The following is a 19936-nucleotide window of genomic DNA, read 5'->3' as shown; positions in this document are numbered from 1 at the left end:
ATCCATTATGCTTACTAGTTATTATCTTTTTTGTCGTATTCTTATTTTTACGTGTTTTTAAGTGTTTTTTTGGGGGTGAAAAAACCTTTTTTACTTCTTCAAAAAAAAAGGTTTGTTTGTAAATACAAGCGCCCCTCTTTTCTTCGAACATCTTCCCATTAAAATGTGAGAATTCACCACTTTTAACTTTTGTATGTGTTTTTGCATTGAATCTTTCCCCTGAAAGGAAACCGCAACGCAGTGAAGATCGTAAAAGCAATTTGAAATAATACGAAAGGGTTTGATTCCTGAAATTATCTTACCAAATTTTATACAGACAAAAAGGAGCACCGAATGATGCTCCTTTTATAGTTTAAGACTTTGTTCATCTATTATTTCACATCCACTTCAATCCAATTGGAACGATTTGGATCAGCAGGATCTGTCACCTCTTTTGCTGGTTTGTTCTCTAATTCCTTCATCAGCATTTCAATTGCTTTTTGCAGTGAAGGATCAATTCCTTTAGCTACTAAATGTGGTTCATCGTACACTTCTACATCAGGATACATGCCAACTCCTTCGATGATCCATTTCTGATTCTCATCGAAAATGCCAAAGCGGGGAACAGCAATGTAGCCGCCGTCAACTAATCCGGCATTGCCCGACATACCCACTAATCCACCCCAAGTGCGGGTTCCTATCAATTTGCCAAGACCTTTTTTCTTGAAATAATATGGGAACGCATCTCCTCCTGAAGATGAGTAAGAATTAATCAGCATTGCCTTTGGTCCATCGTGGGCAACTGCAGGAGTTTGATTCGCCTCAAGACCTCTTCGGTGCCAGTAAGACAATACATTACGATCTAAAAGACTGACCATTTGATCAGGAATAAATCCACCGCCATTGTAACGATCGTCAATAATTAAGGCTTGTTTATCGTGATATGCATACATGCCTCGGTTCAATTCCCTGTTGCCTTCCACTGCGGTATTGGGAACATGGATATATCCAATCTTACCTCCGGATAATTTGTCTGTCATCTCGCGGCGCTCGTTCACCCAATTCAGATACATCAATTCCAATTCACTTTCAATTGGTTTAATGGTATAGGTTTTTGCTCCCTCAAAACCGGGCAGGCTGTTCACGGTAATCTCCACCATTTTACCCACCTGATCTTCCAAATAAAGATAAGGATTCACGTCAGTACTTAACTCGTGGCCATTAATGCTTAGTAAATAATCACCTTCTTTTACATCAACACCTTGCTCGGTTAAGGGTGATCGTCGGTTAGGAGTCCAGTTTTCGCCCTGATAAATTTTAGAGATGATGTACTTACCGTTTTTTGTATCAGCTTTTAATTTTGCTCCTAACAATCCTGTTTCCACAGCTTTCACTTTTTCGAAATCGCCATAGTTCACATAGCAATGTCCGGTGTTGGTTTCCGAAATGATCTCTCCCAAAATGTAATCCAAATCGGCACGATGACTTACATATGGCACCAATAGATTGTAATTGGCTTTAATTTGCGCCCAATCTACACCATTCATGTTATTCACATAGTAGAAGTCCTGAAAAATACGCCATCCATCGGTGTAAATCTGATTCCATTCCTTTTTAGGATCAATCTTCATGTCCAAATCATCCAATTGGAGTTTGCCGGCATCGGCCGACTGACCAGCAGACAAATCGGTAATTCCATATGCAGCACCTGCCCAATACAAGAATTTATCACCATTTCCAGCTAAAGAATAACCGGAAACCTTATCTAAAATCACTTCATCCTTCTCTTTTTCTATGATATAATGATGTAAGGCTCTATCGCTGGTATATAAGATTCCTCCTTCAACAGCTTCCAGATTCTCGTAATCTCCTGATGATAAAGGAAAAGCTGTAATGCGATTGGATATGCCCTCAAAATCAATTTCAACTTTGACCTTCTCTTCAGGTTTAGCATCATCCTTTTTCACTTTTTTCTTTTCGTCAACAACAGGTTTATCTTCTTTCACCTCTTCAACATCATTTTTTAAAGCAAACAATTTAGGTCCGTCTGCCTTTAACGACATGGCAAAAATCCGGGTTGCATTGTTGTACAAATAATCAAACTCGAAGCTTGAAAAATCAAGGTTAAAATCACGGTTTGATAAAAAGAAGATGAAGTTTCCATCCTTCGAAAATACCGGTGATGAATCACCAAAAGTATCATCCGTTAAATGATAATTCTTTCCGGTCGTGATATTGTAAACCCAAACTGCTCCCTGATCATTATTACTGTCTTTCACATAGGCAATCCATTGCGAATCGGGCGAAAACGAGAATTCAGTAATTTCATTTCGTCTGGCAACATCAACTATTTTAACTTCTCCGCTTTCAACATTTAAACATTTCAACTTCAAAGTCCGATCGAAAAATAACATGTACTTACTATCAGGCGACCATTTGGCATCATACATCCATGCTGACGAACCAAAAGTAACTTGTTTTGCTTTTGCTCCTTTTTTATTCTCCAAAAGATAAATTTCGTATTCCCCAGTAGCGTCGGAGTAATAAGAAATGTATTTCCCGTTTGGTGACCAGCTTGGAGCAGTTTCCCGAACTCCCTGAGTTTGTGTTAAGTTGATACTTGGTCCGTTCTTGGCAGGAACCGAAAAAATATCGCCGCGAGCATCAAACAAAGCACGTTTTCCTGAAGGAGAAACGGCAACACTTTGTATAAAATCTTTTACATTCTTATAATAAGGCAAGGTATTCGGATTATCGAAATTGATGTTCACAACAACGCGTTCCTCTTTCCCTGTTTCCAGATTTAATTTGAACAATTGACCACCATTCTCATAAGCAATCTGTCCGTTTTCACCCGATGGCCACATTACATCAAATGTTTTATGATGAGTCATCTGAGTAATCTCTTTGCTGTCCACATCATATTTATAGATGTTCAATTTTAAATCTCGATCTGATGCAAAATAAATGGCATTTTTATACCAGGAAGGAATTTGATCGGAACCTACAAATTTTGTAATTCTCTCCGATTGATCATTTTCCAAATCATAAATCCATAAATCGGCAGCTCTACCTCCTTTGTAACGCTTCCAGGTACGAAACTCGCGACTGATTGGGGCATAGCATATTTTTTTTGCATCCGGTGAAAACACTCCAAATCCCCCTTCAGGAATTTGTAATGCCTGTTCCAATCCGCCATCAATATTTACCTGATAATAGGTTCCGTTTCGCTCTCCAAAAGGAGTACGATTCATACGCACCAAAATGGATTTGCTATCCGGATTCCAGTCTAAAATGGCATCATCAAATCCACCACGAGGGGGCATCATTCCAACCGAATTGTAATAAGTTAACTGCTTAGGTGTTCCTCCTGTTGAAGGCATTACATAAACCTGACGGCTCCCCGAATACTCAGCAGAAAAGGCAATCCATTGCCCATCAGGAGAGATTTTAGGAAACAATTCCATTCCTTTGTGCGAAGTCAATCTTTTGGCATCACCTCCATCGGAATCTACTGTCCAAATGTCGCCCGCATAAACAAAGGCAATTAAATTTTTATTGATATCAGGATATCTCATTAAACGAACATCCTTTTCGGCCTGAGCACTTTTCATTGTCCCAAATAGAATAAGACAAAATGCCACAATTTTAAGATTGAATTTTAACATTTCAATTTATAAGTTAGTGTGTGAATATTATTTGGTGTAAACTTTTGGTCTTTCTATGTAATAGAAAGTATGGTAAAACAGCATTCTTAATTTTAAATATTCATAATTAATATTGTCCCAATGGATGTTATCAATTGGGCTTTCCGCCCAAACCCGACTTCATTTTTTGTCTTAATACAAAAACGGAAGCAAAAAAATCAAGGCTGCAATCTAAATAATATCCAAAAAAGTAATCATTGGCTTTAATCCTATCTAAACGAATAAATTAAAACCAATCCTCAAAAACATTTAGGACACAATTGATTCGTAATATTTAAGTTTCCGTGAAGCTACAAAAAAAGTGACATTCCTAAAAAAAGGAATGCCACTTTAACACAATAATAATTTAAAACTGCGCAGAGTCATTGTTAAAATTTAATTATCCTGATTGACTTGAATTCATTTTAAGAGAAACTTCATCCCCCAACCCCTTCTCCTGAAGCTACTCTTTATGCACAAATATTTGCTTTCCCAGGCAATAGTTTGATAATAAACCTAAGCACCCCTCTGTTCTTCGAACATCTCCCCTTAAAATGGGAGAATTGTTCACAAACAGAATCTTCCCTTCTTGAGGGTACCGTAACGCAGTGGAGATTGTGAACGCAATTTGAAATAATATTGTGAACAAAGTGCCGATCCCGACACGTCGGGAAAAGAGTGTTAATTCCTGATATTATCCTTTTATACTTCTTGTTGGCTGAAAAAAATCAAGAGCAACAAGATGTGTTTAAAGAGTTGCTGAAGGAGAAGAGGAGTTCATTCGTAGTGAAGATTGGAATTCCCTCTCCTTCAGGAGAGGGCTGGGTGAGGTTACAGTAATAAACAAAAAGAGGATGTCCAAAAAGTATTGTTCTATTGTCATTCTGATCCCGATGAATCGGGACGAAGAATCTTTCACTTTGAAAAACAGATGTTTCGACTTCGCTCAACATGACAATCCAGTACAAAATATTCCTTTTTGGACACCCTCTTTAACACAATAATAATTCTAAGTCTTATAATTCTATCAAACTAATGGCTGCGCCACCACCTTCAGCCAAATGGTATTCCAATTTCGACGTGTTATCTACCTCTTTATTTAGGATCTGAAACTCGGTTGGATTTTGATCCCATTGAGCATTTTCACCATCCAAATAGAGTGTTGCTTTGTATTTCTTCCCTGGAGTAAGAAAGTTCAGATCTATATCCATATCGCGGGCATTTTCATCGGTTATTGATCCTACAAACCAATTTTCAGAATTACGATCCTTACGGGCGATGGTCACAAAATCACCCACTTCACCATTCAACACCTTGCTGGTTTCCCAGGTTACGGCTACGTCGCGAATGAACTGGAATGCATCGTTTCCTTTGTAATTCTCAATTAAATCGGGAACCATTTGAATAGGACTGTTAATTACCACATACAATGCCAATTGCTGCGCCAAAGTAGTATTCACCTGATTGTTTGGTTTGTGAGGTGTTAACTTGATATTGAAAATACCGGGCGTATAATCGATAGGCCCTGCCAACATTCGTGTAAATGCTACAATTGAAAGGTGCTCCGGAGGATTTCCACCATCGCTTGCCCAGGCATTAAATTCCTGTCCGCGCAATCCTTCACGCGAAATAATATTTGGATAAGTTCGGCGCAAACCCGTTGCTTTTATTGGCTCGTGAGCGTTAACCGCAACCTGGTATTTAGCACCGGTTTCAACAGCTCTCCGGTAATTGTTTACCATCCACTGTCCGTGATGATATTCTCCTTTTGGAATAATTTTGCCAACATAGCCTGTTTTCACCGAATGAATTCCCAATGAGTTCATTAGCTGATAGGCTGTATCCATTTGTTGATTGTAAGTTCTTGGGGCAGCTGAGGTTTCGTGATGCATGATCAACTCTACTCCTTTTTCTTTTCCGTAACGAACCACTTCCTTTAAATCGTAATCGGCATAAGGAGTAACAAAATCGAAAACTCCTTCGCGATCCTCAAAACCAATCCAATGTTCCCAACCGGTGTTCCATCCTTCTACCAAAATACCACCAATCTTATTTTCCGAAGCAAAGTCGATTAACTCCTTCGCATATTTGGTTGTTGCACCGTGCTTGCCGCTGGCCAGATCCCACGATTTGGTTCCCAGATGCATATCCCACCAAATACCAACATATTTCATTGGTTTAAAATAATCAACCGACCCAATTTTATTGGGCTCATTCAAGTTTACGATCAAGTCGGATTCAATTAAACCGCCTGCATTTTCAGAAATCTGAATGGTTCTCCAAGGTGTGTTAAAAGGAACAGCTCTTTTTACTTTGTAACCCGTTCTGTCCGATCCAACCAATTCACTTTCAAGCATCAATTTCTCTTTGTTTACTTTCAAAGTCATTCCTGCATAATCTGTAAGGTTGGCTTCGTGAAAACTCAAATAAATACCTTCTGCTGTTTTCATAGTAACCGGAGTGTTCACCGCATTTTCGGGTATGTAAGTTTGAGCCAGATTGTCGTTGGAACGCAATGCAATTGCATCGATACCAGTAAGCGAAGTAGTATGATATAAGTGCTCGTAAATGTCCCAATCACCTGGAATCCACCATACCTTGTGATCGCCGGTAAGATTAAACTGTGTATTTTCATCGGTAATGATAACTTCTTGCATAGCTTCCTGCTCGGGAAACTCATAACGAAACCCAAGACCATCATTGTATACTTTAAACACCAAATTCATTTTTCGGTTTGGAGCCTGTTCTTCTTCTAAATTCAATACTAATTGATTGAAATGATCCACAACCTCTCTTTTCTCGCCCCACTGCATTTCCCAGGTTGAGTTACTGGATGAAAGTTGTGAGCTGACAATCTTCCATCCTTTTTCGATGGATGGCATGTTCTGAAAATCGAAACCCAAAGTAGACGGCTCAATTACTTTTTTACCATTGAACAAAACCTCGTAAGTGGCCTGTCCTTCGACCATACTGAATTGAACGCCAATTTTCCCATCGGGCGATTCAACATTCCGGACTAATTTGCCATTGGCACAGGATGCCAATATCATTGCAAGACCAGCAATAAAACACAGTGTTGATTTAAAATTCATAGTTAATTGAATCAAAAGATTAGTATTAATTAAGTTCAAACTATAGTTAAGCAATAAGAATGAATAAATGTCGTATTCTTTACGGATTTACCCCTAAATCCCCTAAAGAGGACTTTCTACGGATGCAGACATTGAGGGTGTTTGCATCGGGAGCCCCCATTAGGGGATTGGGGGTTAAAAAACGACAATAAAGAGTTTTCATTACTTAATTTCTATAAGTTCTGAATAATTATCAAAGTAACCAGAGAATAAGCTCAATAACTAAATACTAATTGCAAATATAGATGGATTTCAGCTCTCTACACATACAATCCTTTCATTTTATGGCAATTGAACAAATAAGATTCCTTGAAAAATATTGATGATATAAAGATGATACAATGAGCTAAACTGGCTTAATCACCACTTTTTGCGCTCAAAATCTTCACTGGAGATAATACTTGAACTTAATATAAAAAATTCCTCATCCCCCAACCCCTTCTCCTGGAGGAGCTACTCTTTATTCACAAATATTTGCTTTCCCAGGCAATAGTTTGATTATAAACCTAAGCACCCCTCTGTTCTTCGAACATCTCCCCTTAAAATGGGAGAATCGTTCACAAACAGAATCTTCCCTTCTTGAGGGGAAGTGCCGACAGGCAAAAGGGTATTAATTCCTGATATTATCCTTTTTATACTTCTTGTTGGTTGAAAAAAATCAAGAGCAACAAGATGTGTATAAAGAGTAGCTTCAGGAGAAGAGGAGTTCATTCGTAGTGAAGATTGGAATTCCCTCTCCTTGAGGAGAGGGCTAGGGTAAGGTGACATTAATAAAAATAAATTTTAAAAAAAATGCCAATGAAACACCTAGTTAGTAGTACTCCATAGAATTATCAGGAGCTATAATCATGTATGAAAGAATAAAATAAAACCAATTCTCAAAAAAAGATGGATTAAACGGACTTTATCGCCATCACTTTTAAATCAAACTCTTCATTCGGATAAATGGAGCGATTCCTAATTTTAGTTTTATAGGTATAAATGGTATTCACCGAAAAATTAAGAATCCCGGCTATTTTCTCATTGTCGTTTATGCCCAATCGGATCAGAGCAAAAATCCGTAAATCGGTAGTTAAACATTGAGAATCTTTTAAACTGATTCGATCTTTTTCTTCGAACAATTGATTGAACCGATTTACAAAATCAGGAAATAGTTTCAGGAAAATCCGATCAAAATCTTCAAACAAATTCTCGCGTTCTTTCTTCGAATTGTAATTTTTCAATTCCGATTCGATGGCATCGTACTGTTTCGTCATTAATTGGCGGGAAACGGCTTTTTTCATTGCTTCCAGTTTCCCGATAAACTGAGAACTAAAATTGAAATAGTAACCAACATACTCTTCTTTAATTTTACTTACCTCACGAAGCTGTTCATTCAATTGCCGAAGATTACCATTGCTCTCCAAAATCTCTTTACGTGCTTTTTTCAATTCCTTTACCTGCCGGTAGATAATGATGGAAAAAGAAATTAACAGCAAGGCCAAAAGAGATACAATCAGAGAGATATTGGATATGATCTTTTTTTCCTTTTCTACTTTGCTTAAAACAGCAGCTTCAATATCGGGCCGGATGAATGATATCTCCAATTGCCGGGCATTACTGCCGTAAAAAACAGCATCTTTTTGAGCTTCGGAGATAAACCGGTTTGCTTTCTCTAAATCTCCGTCGTGAAAAAGTAGTTCTGCCAATACTTTCGCAGCCAGTGTTTCTTTTGTGGCAGACTGAATATCACCAACAACAGCTTTACAGAGATGATATTTTGCTTTTTCTTTTTCCTGTAGTTTTAAGTAGGAAATCCCCAATATGCAGTTGGTAATCGCAGACTGATGCGGGGTTAAATCCTTTTTATTTAATAAGGATGTGCAATACTTTTGAACATCGTAACTGGCGTTATTATTTTGACTTTTTAATGCCAAAGCCAGAATGTATTCGAAAGAATCCGGATCACCCTCTGCTGCAATTTTCTTCACATATGAATTCCCTGTTTTCCGGTATTTGGGCGCATAATATCCCCAACGGGAATTGGATAAATCGTAATAGGCACGATAAGCTGCAGAATAAAAATCAATGCGCTTTTTTTGATCCAAGGCCATCGGATCGATGGTCTGAATACTGTCGATGGTTTCCTTGTACAATCCACGGAGCAGAAGAATCAGGGAGATATTTGACTTGGCTTCGGCAATTTTTGATGCCTCCTGTAAACCGTAGGCCGTTTTCAATGCTAAATTCCCATAATGAAACGCCGAATCGTAAACAAAATACTCGTATTCTTTGGTCAGTTTCACCAACAAATTGTACTCCTCGTTTCTTCGGTCCTCGAAATTGGAATGCTGCAGGGAATCTGTAAGCAAAGCGATTTTGTTCTTTTTTACCTGAACAATGCTGTCTTTTGCTTCAATGTATTTATTCGCCTCGGCAAACTGAAATGCAAGAGAATCATTTTGTCCGAAAGAATTCAGACTTAGTAAAACAAAAAATGTTAGAATGACACTTCTGTACATGTTTATTGGGATATGGGTTTGCTGAACAAGGGGTAAAAGTAAGATTAATATTTTCTGCGGCAAAAAAAATGCACAGCCCCAACCTTTACATACAAAACACTAAGAATATTTTATTTTCAGCTGGCTAAAGCTGCAATAGATAAAAACACAAGGATAACCGTAAGGGCATTGCATCACGTTCCTTGATAGATTTAACCACACGATGCAATCGTACGGAAGCAGGGGTAGCAGGGGGCGAATCGGCAAAACACAACAAACTATTGATCATAGAAGAAATGAAAACAATATTTATCACTATTTTTTGTTCAATTAAAAAAAATACTATATTTGTTATTCTCACTGCACAATAAACTTAAATAAGTTGTTATAAAAGAGATATAGATCTACAGCGCGAGTGTTTTTGATCAGTAAACACATCAACATACATTGAAAAATATTGTTTTTTGATCAATAAACATATAGTTAAAAACAGAGAAATGGATCTTTTGCCACGTGTACTCAGTACAAAGCCTGAAAACCTGGGTTTTCACTCCGTGTAGGGAATACAAAGCTCGGAAACTTAAGTTTTTGCCCAATGTACTAAGTACAAAGCTCGAAAACTTGGGTTTTGACACAATGTAGGGAGTACAAAGCTTGAAAACTTGGGTTTTTACACAATGTACTGAGTACAAAACAAAAATAACAGTTGAATAATCCATAAATATTAATTTAAAATAACAAGTTATGACATTGATTTCCAGAATTAAGACAACCAGTCGCAATGGCGACCTTAGTGCATTATTAAGCCTTATTCTAAAAGCATTTTCACAATACGATTGGAGTACTGACACTTATTTAACTTCTATTATTGCAAAAGTAAGTGCAATAAACACCGCACTCACCGAGGCTTTGAAGCGATTAACGATTTACTCTCAATTGGCAGAGAAAGACCATGTGCGCGATATGGAAATTAAAGCCTTGTTTAAGTTGGTAGAAGGCTATGTACATATTCCTATTGTTGAACTACAAAATGCGGCTCTGGTAGTAGACAATGTATTGGAGCAGTATGGTTTGAGCATACAGAAAGAAGATTATTCCGAGGAATCGGCAGATACTGTCTCCTTACTCAACGATTTAAGTAAACCCGATGTTGCAGCTGCTATATCAAAACTGCAAGGGGTCGCAGAAACGGTTGCAAATCTAGATGCAGCTCAAAAAGATTTTGAAAATTTAGCCTTGCAGCAAGCCAAAGGCGAGAGCGTGAAGAAAGATTTGGCTTCAGCAAGTCAATTGAAGAAAGAAGGCATCACAACGATTAATGATGACTTGATGGGCTATATGAACACCATGGCAAAAGTAAATCCTGCCGTTTATGAGGCTACCACCAAAACAATTGCCGAGTTAATCGCTAAAAACAATGAATTGGTAAAACGACGTTACAAAACAAACGAAGTAGATACCGAATTGGTTTAAAACTACAGCTAAGGGTTTCGCAACATGTGAAGCCCTTTTTTTTTGTGATCCCTTCGCTAACAGGAGATTACAAAAGGAAAATGATGCTAAAGCAAATCTTTAAGGAATATTTTAATTTCAGTTGGCTAAAGCCGAACTGCAATAGATAAAAAAATACAAGGATAACCGTAAGGATCTTGCATGCAAGATCCATACAAACACACAATGTCCCTACCACACAATCACAAATAAATAAAGATCGATGCATCCCAATCGTAAAAATATCCGAAAAAGAAACTACGATTATACCAATACAGGCTGGTATTTTGTGACAATCTGCACAAAAAACAGGGAGCATTTCTTCGGTGAAATCAGGAATGAAGAAATGCAATTGTCTGTAATCGGAAAACAGGCACAGATCTTTTGGCTGGAGATCCCTAAACATTTTCCGAATGTTGAATTGGGAGAATTCGTAATTATGCCAGATCATATCCACGGAATAATTGGAATTGTAAACCGTAAGGGCGTTGCATGCAGTAAGGATCTTGCATGCAAGATCCCTACGGATACATCAAATAAAAACGAATACATGGCATCCATCTCACCAAAATCCGGGAGTTTATCCGCAATAATCAGATCCTATAAATCTGCGCTAACACGATGGTGCGGATTAAATGATTCCCATTCATTTAGCTGGTTAGCCCGCTTCCATGAAAGAATCATTCGAAATCAGGAAGAATATAACAGAATTGAGGAATACATTCGTTCCAATCCGGAAAAATGGTAAATGCAGTAGGGACCTTGCATGCAACATCCCTACATTGAAAAAATGTTAATCACCCTAAGAAAATCATCAAACAATTGGACACAAAAAAAGCGATAACCAATTACTGGCTATCGCTTTTTTTAATTGTTATCAACTAATATTTCAGACTATGAACTGAAACAAGTCCGTTTTATCGTTCAGGTATTTAAAAATAAAGTTGCGCTCGGTCATTCTCTCTTGCAATCTTTGTAAATCGGTAGGATTTTGTACTTCGATTCCGATTACTGCCGGGCCTTTTTCCCTGCTGCTCTTTTTGTAGTACTCAAAATGGGTAATGTCATCACCCGCATCCAACACATCGTTTACAAATTCTTTTAAAGCTCCCGAACGCTGCGGGAAACGAACCATAAAATAGTGTTTTAAACCTTCGTAAAGCAAGCTTCTTTCTTTGATTTCCTCCATTCGGGTAATGTCGTTGTTGCTGCCACTTAACACACAAACCACATTCTTCCCTTTAATTTCTTCTTTCATTAATTGCAAAGCGGCAATGGATAAAGCTCCTGCAGGCTCAGCCACAATTGCATCCTCGTTGTACATCTGCAAAATGGTTGAGCAGATGAGTCCCTCCGGAACCACCACAATTCCATCCAAAACCTTTTCGCATATTTTCCAGGTAAGATCTCCCACTTTTCTTACTGCAGCACCATCTACAAAGCGATCAATTGTCTCCAAAGCAACATTGTCCTTTTTTTCAAATGCCATTTTCATGGAAGCAGCCCCTTCGGGCTCAACACCTATAATTTTTGTATTCGGACTAAATTCCTTGATCCATGCCCCTACTCCGGAAGCCAAACCGCCTCCGCCAATCGGCAGAAACAAATAATCAATGCACTCTTTAAGCTGCCTTAGTATTTCCAAGCCAATGGTTCCTTGTCCTTCAATAATCTTTGGATCATCAAACGGGTGAATAATGGTTTGTCCGAGTTCTTTGGCATCTGCATTTGCTTTGGCCGAGGCATCATCAAAAGTATCGCCGGTAAGGATGATTTCCACCTGATCGCCGCCAAACATTTTCACCTGCTTAACCTTCTGACGAGGGGTTGTTTCGGGCATGTAGATTTTTCCGAAACATTTCAGTTTATTGCAGGAATAGGCAACTCCCTGAGCATGATTGCCTGCGCTTGCACACACAATTCCTTTGTCTAGCACTTCTTTCGAAAGACTGGCTATTTTATTGTAAGCTCCTCTTATTTTATAGGAACGAACCTGTTGCAGATCCTCCCTTTTTAAATAAATATTTGCTTCGCTTTTTGATGATAGATTTAAGTTTTTGAGTAAAGGAGTTTCCAACACCACCTCCTGAACCCGCCTGTTTGCCTTAACAATATCCGCCATTAGCGGATAATAATTTTCTTTTGACATTTCGTCCCCCTTTTCTTTGTTAAAATAAATAAGCCTGAAAGTAACCAATTCCTTCAGGCTTATTCTTAGAAACTGTTTCAAATTTATCCTTCAGTTTTTTTATATGAAGAAATAAAGCCTAACTGCGTTAAATTCCATTTAAATAGAACCACTATTCTCATAAAATTTGCCTTATTACGCTTCATTTTTCATCAATAATAAATTCTAAAAACAAATTTAAACAGCTTCTTACTTATGATGTGTATTAAGCTGGGTTCAATTGTTAACTTATTGATAACCTATGGAATTTACTTTTAGCTTAGCTGCTTTTAGCAGGAAAAGTAACTAGTAGTTAGAAAACTCATTACCAAGTACTATTTACCTGTTGCTTAAAGATCTGTTCACAGGATAATTCAACGGTTTATGAAAGGAAACAATCATCGAACTCAGATCATTAACTAAGCATTTTGAATGTAATTTGCCAGCCAATCTCCCACTTCACTCGTTGAGTAAGCCTTTTTGCCATCAGCAATATCTTCGGTAACCACACCGGCTTCCAACGATTTATCAATTGCTTCCCGAATTAAAGCTCCTTCTTTCATCAAGCCAAATGCGTATTCGAACATCATGGCTGCAGAAAGAACCGTAGCGCAAGGATTGGCAATATTTTTACCTGCAGCTTGTGGATAAGATCCATGAATTGGCTCAAATACCGAAGTGTGAACACCTATCGATGCTGAAGGCAGCATTCCCATTGAACCTGAAATTACACTCGCCTCATCGGTAAGGATATCTCCAAACATATTTTCGGTAACCATTACATCGAAACGTTTTGGCCAGGTAATTAACTGCATAGCTGCATTGTCAACAAACATGTATTCTACTTCAATTTCAGGAAATTCAGGCTCAATTCTTTGAGAAACTTCTCTCCACAATCTTGATGTGGCCAATACATTTGCTTTGTCAACAATGGTTAATTTTTTGCGGCGTTTTCCTGCATATTCAAATCCCAAACGAACAATTCGTTCAATTTCATCGGCCGAATACACACATGTATCGTAAGCAGTTTGTCCATCTTCAGTACGTCCCTGCGGACGGCCAAAATAAATTCCTCCCGTTAGCTCACGGATGCACATAAAATCTGCACCGTCAACCAATTCGGTTTTTAATGGAGATTTATGAATCAGCGACTTAAATGTATTTACAGGTCGAAGATTTGCATACAAACCCAATTTTTTCCGCATGGCAAGTAAACCTTGCTCAGGACGAACTTTTGCACCTGGATCGTTATCGAACCGGGGATGTCCGATGGCTCCAAATAAAACGGCATCCGAATTCATACACAATTCATGCGTTTCATCAGGATAAGGGTTACCCACTTCATCAATTGCAACAGCTCCTACCAAAGCTTCAGTATATTCAAATTCGTGTCCAAATTTTTGAACAACTGCATCGGTAACTTTTCTTGCCTGTGCTACGATTTCCGGACCAATTCCGTCTCCGGCCAATACTGCTATTTTACACTTCATTTTGTTGAAAGATCTTTAGATTAATAGTCCGTTATATTTTAGTAATTAGTTTGATTTACAAGATGTTTATTTTTCAATATTTTAACCAATAACACGTTATTCATAAAACACACTAAAAAATCAAATGCTTACAAATTGGTAACAAACTATTATTAGATATGAGATGAATTAATTCAATCACCATCTAATTACATATTTTTAGTTTTCTTTATTGTTATTTGATAATTGCCCTGTGAGTACATTGTCATGCTGCTCAATTAAATTCAGCATCCGAAGAGTAGCCTTTATTGCTGCTTCTATCTGGTCAGGATCCAATCCACGGGTTTTAAATTCCTTACCCTTGTAATTCCATGCAATAAAAGCTTCCACCAAAGCATCTGTCTTTCCTCCCGGTGGAATCCGAACCAGATAATCGGTCAATATTGGCCGTTCTCTGCCCAATTCGTCATAAATGCTCCAAATGGCATTCATAAAAGCATCGAATTGACCATCACCAGAAGATGTTCCTTCGTACATTTTCCCGTTTACTTCCAGATTAATAGAAACAAACGGACGCATTCCTTTGGATAAAGACAAAGAATAATGTTTGATCTGAATTGGCATCTCATCCATTGTCTGATTCAAAACATCAGAAACAATGTAAGGCAAATCATCTATGGTAACTACTTCTTTTTTATCACCCAATTCGATGACCCGCCGGGTAACCAGTTTCATGGTTTCTTCTTCCAAAGTAATCCCCAGCTCTTCCAGATTCTTTTTGATGTTCGCCTTGCCCGATGTCTTACCAAGGGCATATTTGCGTTCACGTCCAAATCTTTCGGGCATTAAACGATTAAAATACAAATCATCCTTTGAATCGCCATCGGCATGAACACCGCAGGTTTGTGTGAAAACATTCTCTCCAACCAAAGGCTTATTTCTGGGTATCCGAATTCCCGAGAAAGTCTCTACAATTCGGCTAACAATGTTGATTTTGTTCTCATCAACATTTATTTTTCGAACCAAATGATCGTTTATTACTCCTATTACGGAAGCCAAAGGAGCATTTCCCGCTCTTTCGCCTAAACCATTCACTGTTGTATGAATGCCATTCACACCAGCTAAAACTGAAGAATAAACATTAGCAACTGCCAAATCGTAATCGTTATGAGCATGAAAATCGAAATGCAGTTTCGGATATCTTTCCCGGCAAGCATAACAAAAATCGAAAGCCTGCACTTGATTCAATATCCCCAAAGTATCGGGCAACATGAAACGCTGGATGTTTTCATGCTGAAGTTCATCCATCAGATACCAAACGTAATCCCGTGAAGAAATCATCCCATTCGACCAATCCTCAAGATATAGGTTTACCTTGATTCCCAGATTTGATGCATAGGCCACGGCGTCTTTTACATCCTGAACATGCTGTCCCGGTGATTTTTTCAACTGTCCCTGTAAATGCTTTAATGAACCTTTCGACAGCAAATTCACTACTCTTGCACCACTTGCGTGAATCCAATCAAGAGAGGCAGTTCCGTCAATAAAACCCAGAACTTCAATTTTGTCCAGACAATCGTTCTCTTCTGCCCATTTGGTAATTCGCTTTACTGCTTGAAATTCTCCTTCAGATACTCTGGCTGAGGCTACCTCTATCCGATCTACTTTTAGGGATTGCAGCAATAATTTTGCAACTCCTAATTTTTCTTCAGAATTAAAGCTTACCCCAGAAGTCTGCTCACCATCCCGAAGAGTGGTGTCCATTATTTCTAAGCTACGCAGTTCGTTCATCTTTGCATGTTCTATTAGTTATTGGCTTCAAAAGCCTCTATCTTTTCTTTTCTTGCGAGAAGGAAATCGATATCGTCGAATCCGTTCAGTAAACAATTTTTCTTGTAAGGATTAATTGCAAAACTTTCGCTTACTCCATTCAGGCTGATGCTTTGCTTCTCCAAATCAACTACGATTTTTTGCTCCTTATTTTTCTCTGCGGCATCGAATATTTTCGCTAAAAATTCAGGAGAAACCATAACAGGAAGTACTCCGTTATTCAATGCATTATTTTGGAAAATATCAGCAAAGAAACTACTCACAACCACTTTAAAACCATAATCGTGAATCGCCCATGCGGCATGTTCCCTGGAAGATCCACTTCCGAAATTTTTACCTCCCACTAAAATTTGTCCTGAATATTCTGATTGATTCAAAACAAAATCCGGATTTTCTTTTCCATCAGAAGTATATCTCCAGTCACGGAAAAGATTTTCTCCAAATCCATCACGGCTTGTCGCCTTTAAGAAACGTGCAGGAATAATTTGATCTGTATCCACATTTTCAACAGGAAGCGGTACATATGTCGATTCCAATGTGGTAAATTTATCTATTGGCATAATAATTTCACTTTTAGCAGTTAGCCGATAGCTATCGTTACGCTAACCAAATACTGTTTACTAATTACTATTTACTGATAACTGAATTTGATTAAAACAATTCTCTGGGATCAGAAACAACTCCGGTGATTGCAGCAGCGGCTGCCGTAAGCGGACTGGCCAACATTGTTCTTGCTCCAGGTCCCTGTCTTCCTTCAAAATTTCTATTTGATGTAGAAACGCTGTATTTTCCTGCCGGAATTTTATCGTCGTTCATGGCTAAACATGCAGAGCAGCCAGGCTGACGCATTTTAAATCCTGCTTCTTCCAAAATTTCAACCAATCCTTCTTCTATAGCCTGTTTTTCAACTTGTTTTGACCCGGGAACAATCCATGCAGTAACTGAATCTGCCTTTTTCTTTCCTTTAACTGCAGCAGCCAAAATTCGAAGATCTTCAATCCGGCCATTGGTGCAGCTACCCACAAAAACGTAATCAACTTTCTTACCCAATAGTTTGTCTCCTAAACCAAATCCCATATAATCCAATGACTTTTTGAAAGTTGGCAATTCGGTTGGATCCACATCTTTTGCAGTTGGGATACTTCCGGAAACACCAATTCCCATTCCTGGATTGGTTCCATAAGTCAGCATTGGTTCAATGTCCGAAGCTTTGTATGTATATTCTTTATCGAACTTAGCTCCTTCATCAGTTTTTAACTCTTTCCATTTGGCCAAAGCTTTTGTCCAATCCCCGCCTTTTGGTGCGAATTCACGACCTTCTACATAATCGAAAGTAGTTTGATCGGGAGCAATCATTCCTCCGCGGGCTCCCATTTCGATACTCATGTTACAAACAGTCATTCGACCTTCCATACTCAAAGCACGAACTGCCGATCCTGCATATTCAACAAAATATCCGGTTGCTCCACCTGTTCCCAGTTGTGCTATCACGTAAAGTGTAAGATCTTTTGCAGTAACGCCTTTTTGCAGTTCGCCATCAATAGTAATCCGCATTTTTTTAGGCTTCGGCTGCAAAATACACTGAGTTGCCAAAACCATTTCTACCTCCGAAGTACCAATACCAAAAGCTACAGCTCCAAAAGCACCGTGTGTTGAAGTATGACTGTCACCACAAACCAGAGTCATTCCCGGTTGTGTATGTCCAAGCTCCGGACCAACAACATGAACAATCCCATTATATGGATGATTTAAACCATAAAGTGTAATGTTATTTTTCTCGCAGTTAGCCGTTAAAGTTTCAACTTGCTTTCTCGACAATTCATCCTTAATCGTTAAATGCTGATTTTCTGTCGGAATGTTATGGTCTGGAGTTGCAATGGTATTTTCAGGACGAAAAACTTTCATTCCTCTTGCCTCTAATCCGGAGAATGCCTGCGGACTGGTTACCTCGTGAATCAAATGTTTGTCAATATAAAATACACTGGGACCTCCCTCAATTTTCTCAACCACGTGAGCATCCCATACTTTATCAAATAGTGTTTTTGGTTCCATATTACTCTTTTAATACGATTATGTATTTGAGAAACTGTTTTAATTTGTTTCTGAATATTCTTATCTAAATCTGTCTTATACTATTTTGGAAAGCGCATCAACCAATGCTTCAACAGAAGCTGTAATGATATCAACATTCGCCGCAAATCCATAGACTGTACGACCTTTGTGTTCTACCTGAACATGAACTTTCCCAAGATCATTGCTTCCGCGGGTAAGCGCCTGAACAAGAAATTCACCCAAAGTGAATTGTTGTTCTATCAGTTTTTTAACCGCATTGAAACAAGCATCTATCGGCCCGTTTCCTTCAGCAGTTGCGGCACAGCTGACTCCTTTTATTTTCAGATGTACCGTAGCCATCGGAATGGTTGATTTACCGGAAACAACCTGCAGCAATTCCAATTCCACTGATTTCTGCAAATCATTGGCATCACCCATTAATTCCGAAAGATCTTTCTCTGTCAAATTCTTTTTCTGATCAGCCATCACCAAGAACCGATTATAGGCATCATCCAGCTGATCTTTGGTTAATGTATACCCCATTTGACTTAGGTGATGATTTAATGCTGCACGACCACTTCTGGCTGTTAAAACAATTGCTGATTCCTTAATCCCAACATCAACAGGATCGATAATTTCGTAATTCTCTCTGTTTTTTAAGAATCCATCCTGATGGATTCCTGATGAATGAGCAAATGCATTTCTTCCAACAATGGCTTTATTTGCCTGAACAGGCATGTTCATTAAAGAAGAAACCAAACGACTGGCTGCATAAATTTCCTTGTTCTTGATATCGGTATAGAAAGGCAAGGCATGATGCGTTTTAATCGCCATCACCACCTCTTCCAATGACGTATTTCCTGCCCGTTCTCCAATTCCGTTTATGGTAACCTCTACCTGACGGGCTCCATTAATTACACCGCTTAAAGAATTCGCAGTAGCCATACCCAAATCATTATGGCAATGGGTTGATAAAATTGCTTTGTGAACATTGGAGACATTTTCCATCAGGTACTTAATTTTCGCACCATATTCTCCCGGAAGGCAATATCCTGTTGTATCAGGAATATTAATTACTGTAGCTCCGGCTTTAATAACCGCTTCAACTACGCGGGCCAAATATTCATTATCTGAACGCCCGGCATCCTCGGCATAAAACTCAACATCCTCGACATAACGCCTGGCATACTTTACTGCGCGAACTGCACGATCGAGTATTTCCTCGGGGGTTGAATTTAATTTTGATTTTATGTGATAAGGAGAAGTACCTATTCCGGTATGAATCCTCCCTCTTTTTGCAAATTTAAGAGCCTCGGCAGCCACATCGATATCCTTTTCAACAGCACGGGTAAGTGCACAGATTATGGGATTACTAACTGCTTTGGCTATTTCGACGACTGAATTGAAATCTCCCGGACTTGAAACAGGAAAACCTGCTTCTATAACATCCACTCCAAGAGCCTCTAAAGTTCTGGCAACTTCAATTTTCTCAATTGTATTCAATTGACATCCCGGAACTTGTTCACCATCTCTAAGTGTGGTGTCGAAAATAAATATTTTATCACTCATTGTATTTGTGTTTTTACGTATGCTATTACTCGTTTTTGCTGCAAAAAAAAATTCTCCCTGTCTTTGGAAGAACCTTGCATGA

The 19936-nt window shown here is 38.6% G+C and carries 11 protein-coding genes; 2 read left to right on the top strand and 9 right to left on the bottom strand.

What is annotated here, in order from left to right:
- Window positions 1-371: 371 nt before the first annotated feature.
- The 3 genes from ACHZAX_RS03845 to ACHZAX_RS03835 all read right to left on the bottom strand — a co-directional run bounded on the left by ACHZAX_RS03845 (window position 372) and on the right by ACHZAX_RS03835 (window position 9297).
- Window positions 372-3647, bottom strand: a complete 3276-nt coding sequence (locus ACHZAX_RS03845) for a S41 family peptidase (protein WP_320018081.1) — start codon at window positions 3645-3647, stop codon at window positions 372-374.
- Window positions 3648-4681: 1034 nt separating this feature from the next.
- The gene (locus ACHZAX_RS03840) at window positions 4682-6757 is read right to left on the bottom strand and encodes a glycoside hydrolase family 97 protein (RefSeq protein ID WP_320018080.1); all 2076 of its coding nucleotides are present in this window, start codon (window positions 6755-6757) and stop codon (window positions 4682-4684) included.
- A gap of 932 nt (window positions 6758-7689) precedes the next feature.
- On the bottom strand, window positions 7690-9297 hold the full coding sequence (locus tag ACHZAX_RS03835) for a DUF6377 domain-containing protein (protein ID WP_320018079.1): 1608 nt from the start codon (window positions 9295-9297) through the stop codon (window positions 7690-7692).
- 723 nt (window positions 9298-10020) lie between these two features.
- Between ACHZAX_RS03835 and ACHZAX_RS03830 the strand changes: the two genes are divergently transcribed.
- Both ACHZAX_RS03830 and ACHZAX_RS03825 read left to right on the top strand, forming a co-directional pair.
- Window positions 10021-10749, top strand: a complete 729-nt coding sequence (locus tag ACHZAX_RS03830; RefSeq protein WP_320018078.1) for a DUF6261 family protein — start codon at window positions 10021-10023, stop codon at window positions 10747-10749.
- Between the two features lie 241 nt (window positions 10750-10990).
- The gene (locus ACHZAX_RS03825) at window positions 10991-11515 is read left to right on the top strand and encodes a transposase (protein WP_320018077.1); all 525 of its coding nucleotides are present in this window, start codon (window positions 10991-10993) and stop codon (window positions 11513-11515) included.
- Between the two features lie 141 nt (window positions 11516-11656).
- On the opposite strand, the gene ilvA is transcribed toward ACHZAX_RS03825, so the two are convergent.
- The 6 genes from ilvA to ACHZAX_RS03795 all read right to left on the bottom strand — a co-directional run bounded on the left by ilvA (window position 11657) and on the right by ACHZAX_RS03795 (window position 19854).
- Window positions 11657-12916, bottom strand: a complete 1260-nt coding sequence (ilvA, locus tag ACHZAX_RS03820) for a threonine ammonia-lyase IlvA (RefSeq protein ID WP_320018076.1) — start codon at window positions 12914-12916, stop codon at window positions 11657-11659.
- A gap of 437 nt (window positions 12917-13353) precedes the next feature.
- A complete protein-coding gene (gene leuB, locus ACHZAX_RS03815) occupies window positions 13354-14424 on the bottom strand; it encodes a 3-isopropylmalate dehydrogenase (RefSeq protein ID WP_320018075.1) in 1071 nt (356 codons plus the stop codon).
- Window positions 14425-14622: 198 nt separating this feature from the next.
- Window positions 14623-16194, bottom strand: coding sequence for an alpha-isopropylmalate synthase regulatory domain-containing protein (locus tag ACHZAX_RS03810; RefSeq protein WP_320018074.1), 1572 nt, complete (start codon window positions 16192-16194; stop codon window positions 14623-14625).
- A 14-nt stretch (window positions 16195-16208) separates the two neighbouring features.
- Window positions 16209-16793, bottom strand: a complete 585-nt coding sequence (gene leuD / locus ACHZAX_RS03805) for a 3-isopropylmalate dehydratase small subunit (RefSeq protein WP_320018073.1) — start codon at window positions 16791-16793, stop codon at window positions 16209-16211.
- A 91-nt stretch (window positions 16794-16884) separates the two neighbouring features.
- Window positions 16885-18285 carry a 3-isopropylmalate dehydratase large subunit gene (gene leuC / locus ACHZAX_RS03800; RefSeq protein WP_320018072.1) on the bottom strand — a complete coding sequence of 467 codons (1401 nt, stop codon included), beginning with the start codon at window positions 18283-18285 and terminating at the stop codon, window positions 16885-16887.
- 75 nt (window positions 18286-18360) lie between these two features.
- The gene (locus ACHZAX_RS03795) at window positions 18361-19854 is read right to left on the bottom strand and encodes a 2-isopropylmalate synthase (protein ID WP_320018071.1); all 1494 of its coding nucleotides are present in this window, start codon (window positions 19852-19854) and stop codon (window positions 18361-18363) included.
- Window positions 19855-19936 lie beyond the last annotated feature (82 nt).

Origin of the sequence: Labilibaculum manganireducens (assembly GCF_963665805.2) — a bacterium.
In the GTDB taxonomy this organism is placed as follows: Bacteria; Bacteroidota; Bacteroidia; order Bacteroidales; family Marinifilaceae; genus Labilibaculum; species Labilibaculum manganireducens.
Note: the sequence above shows the minus strand (reverse complement) of the source record. Positions and strands in the feature narration are given on the sequence as shown.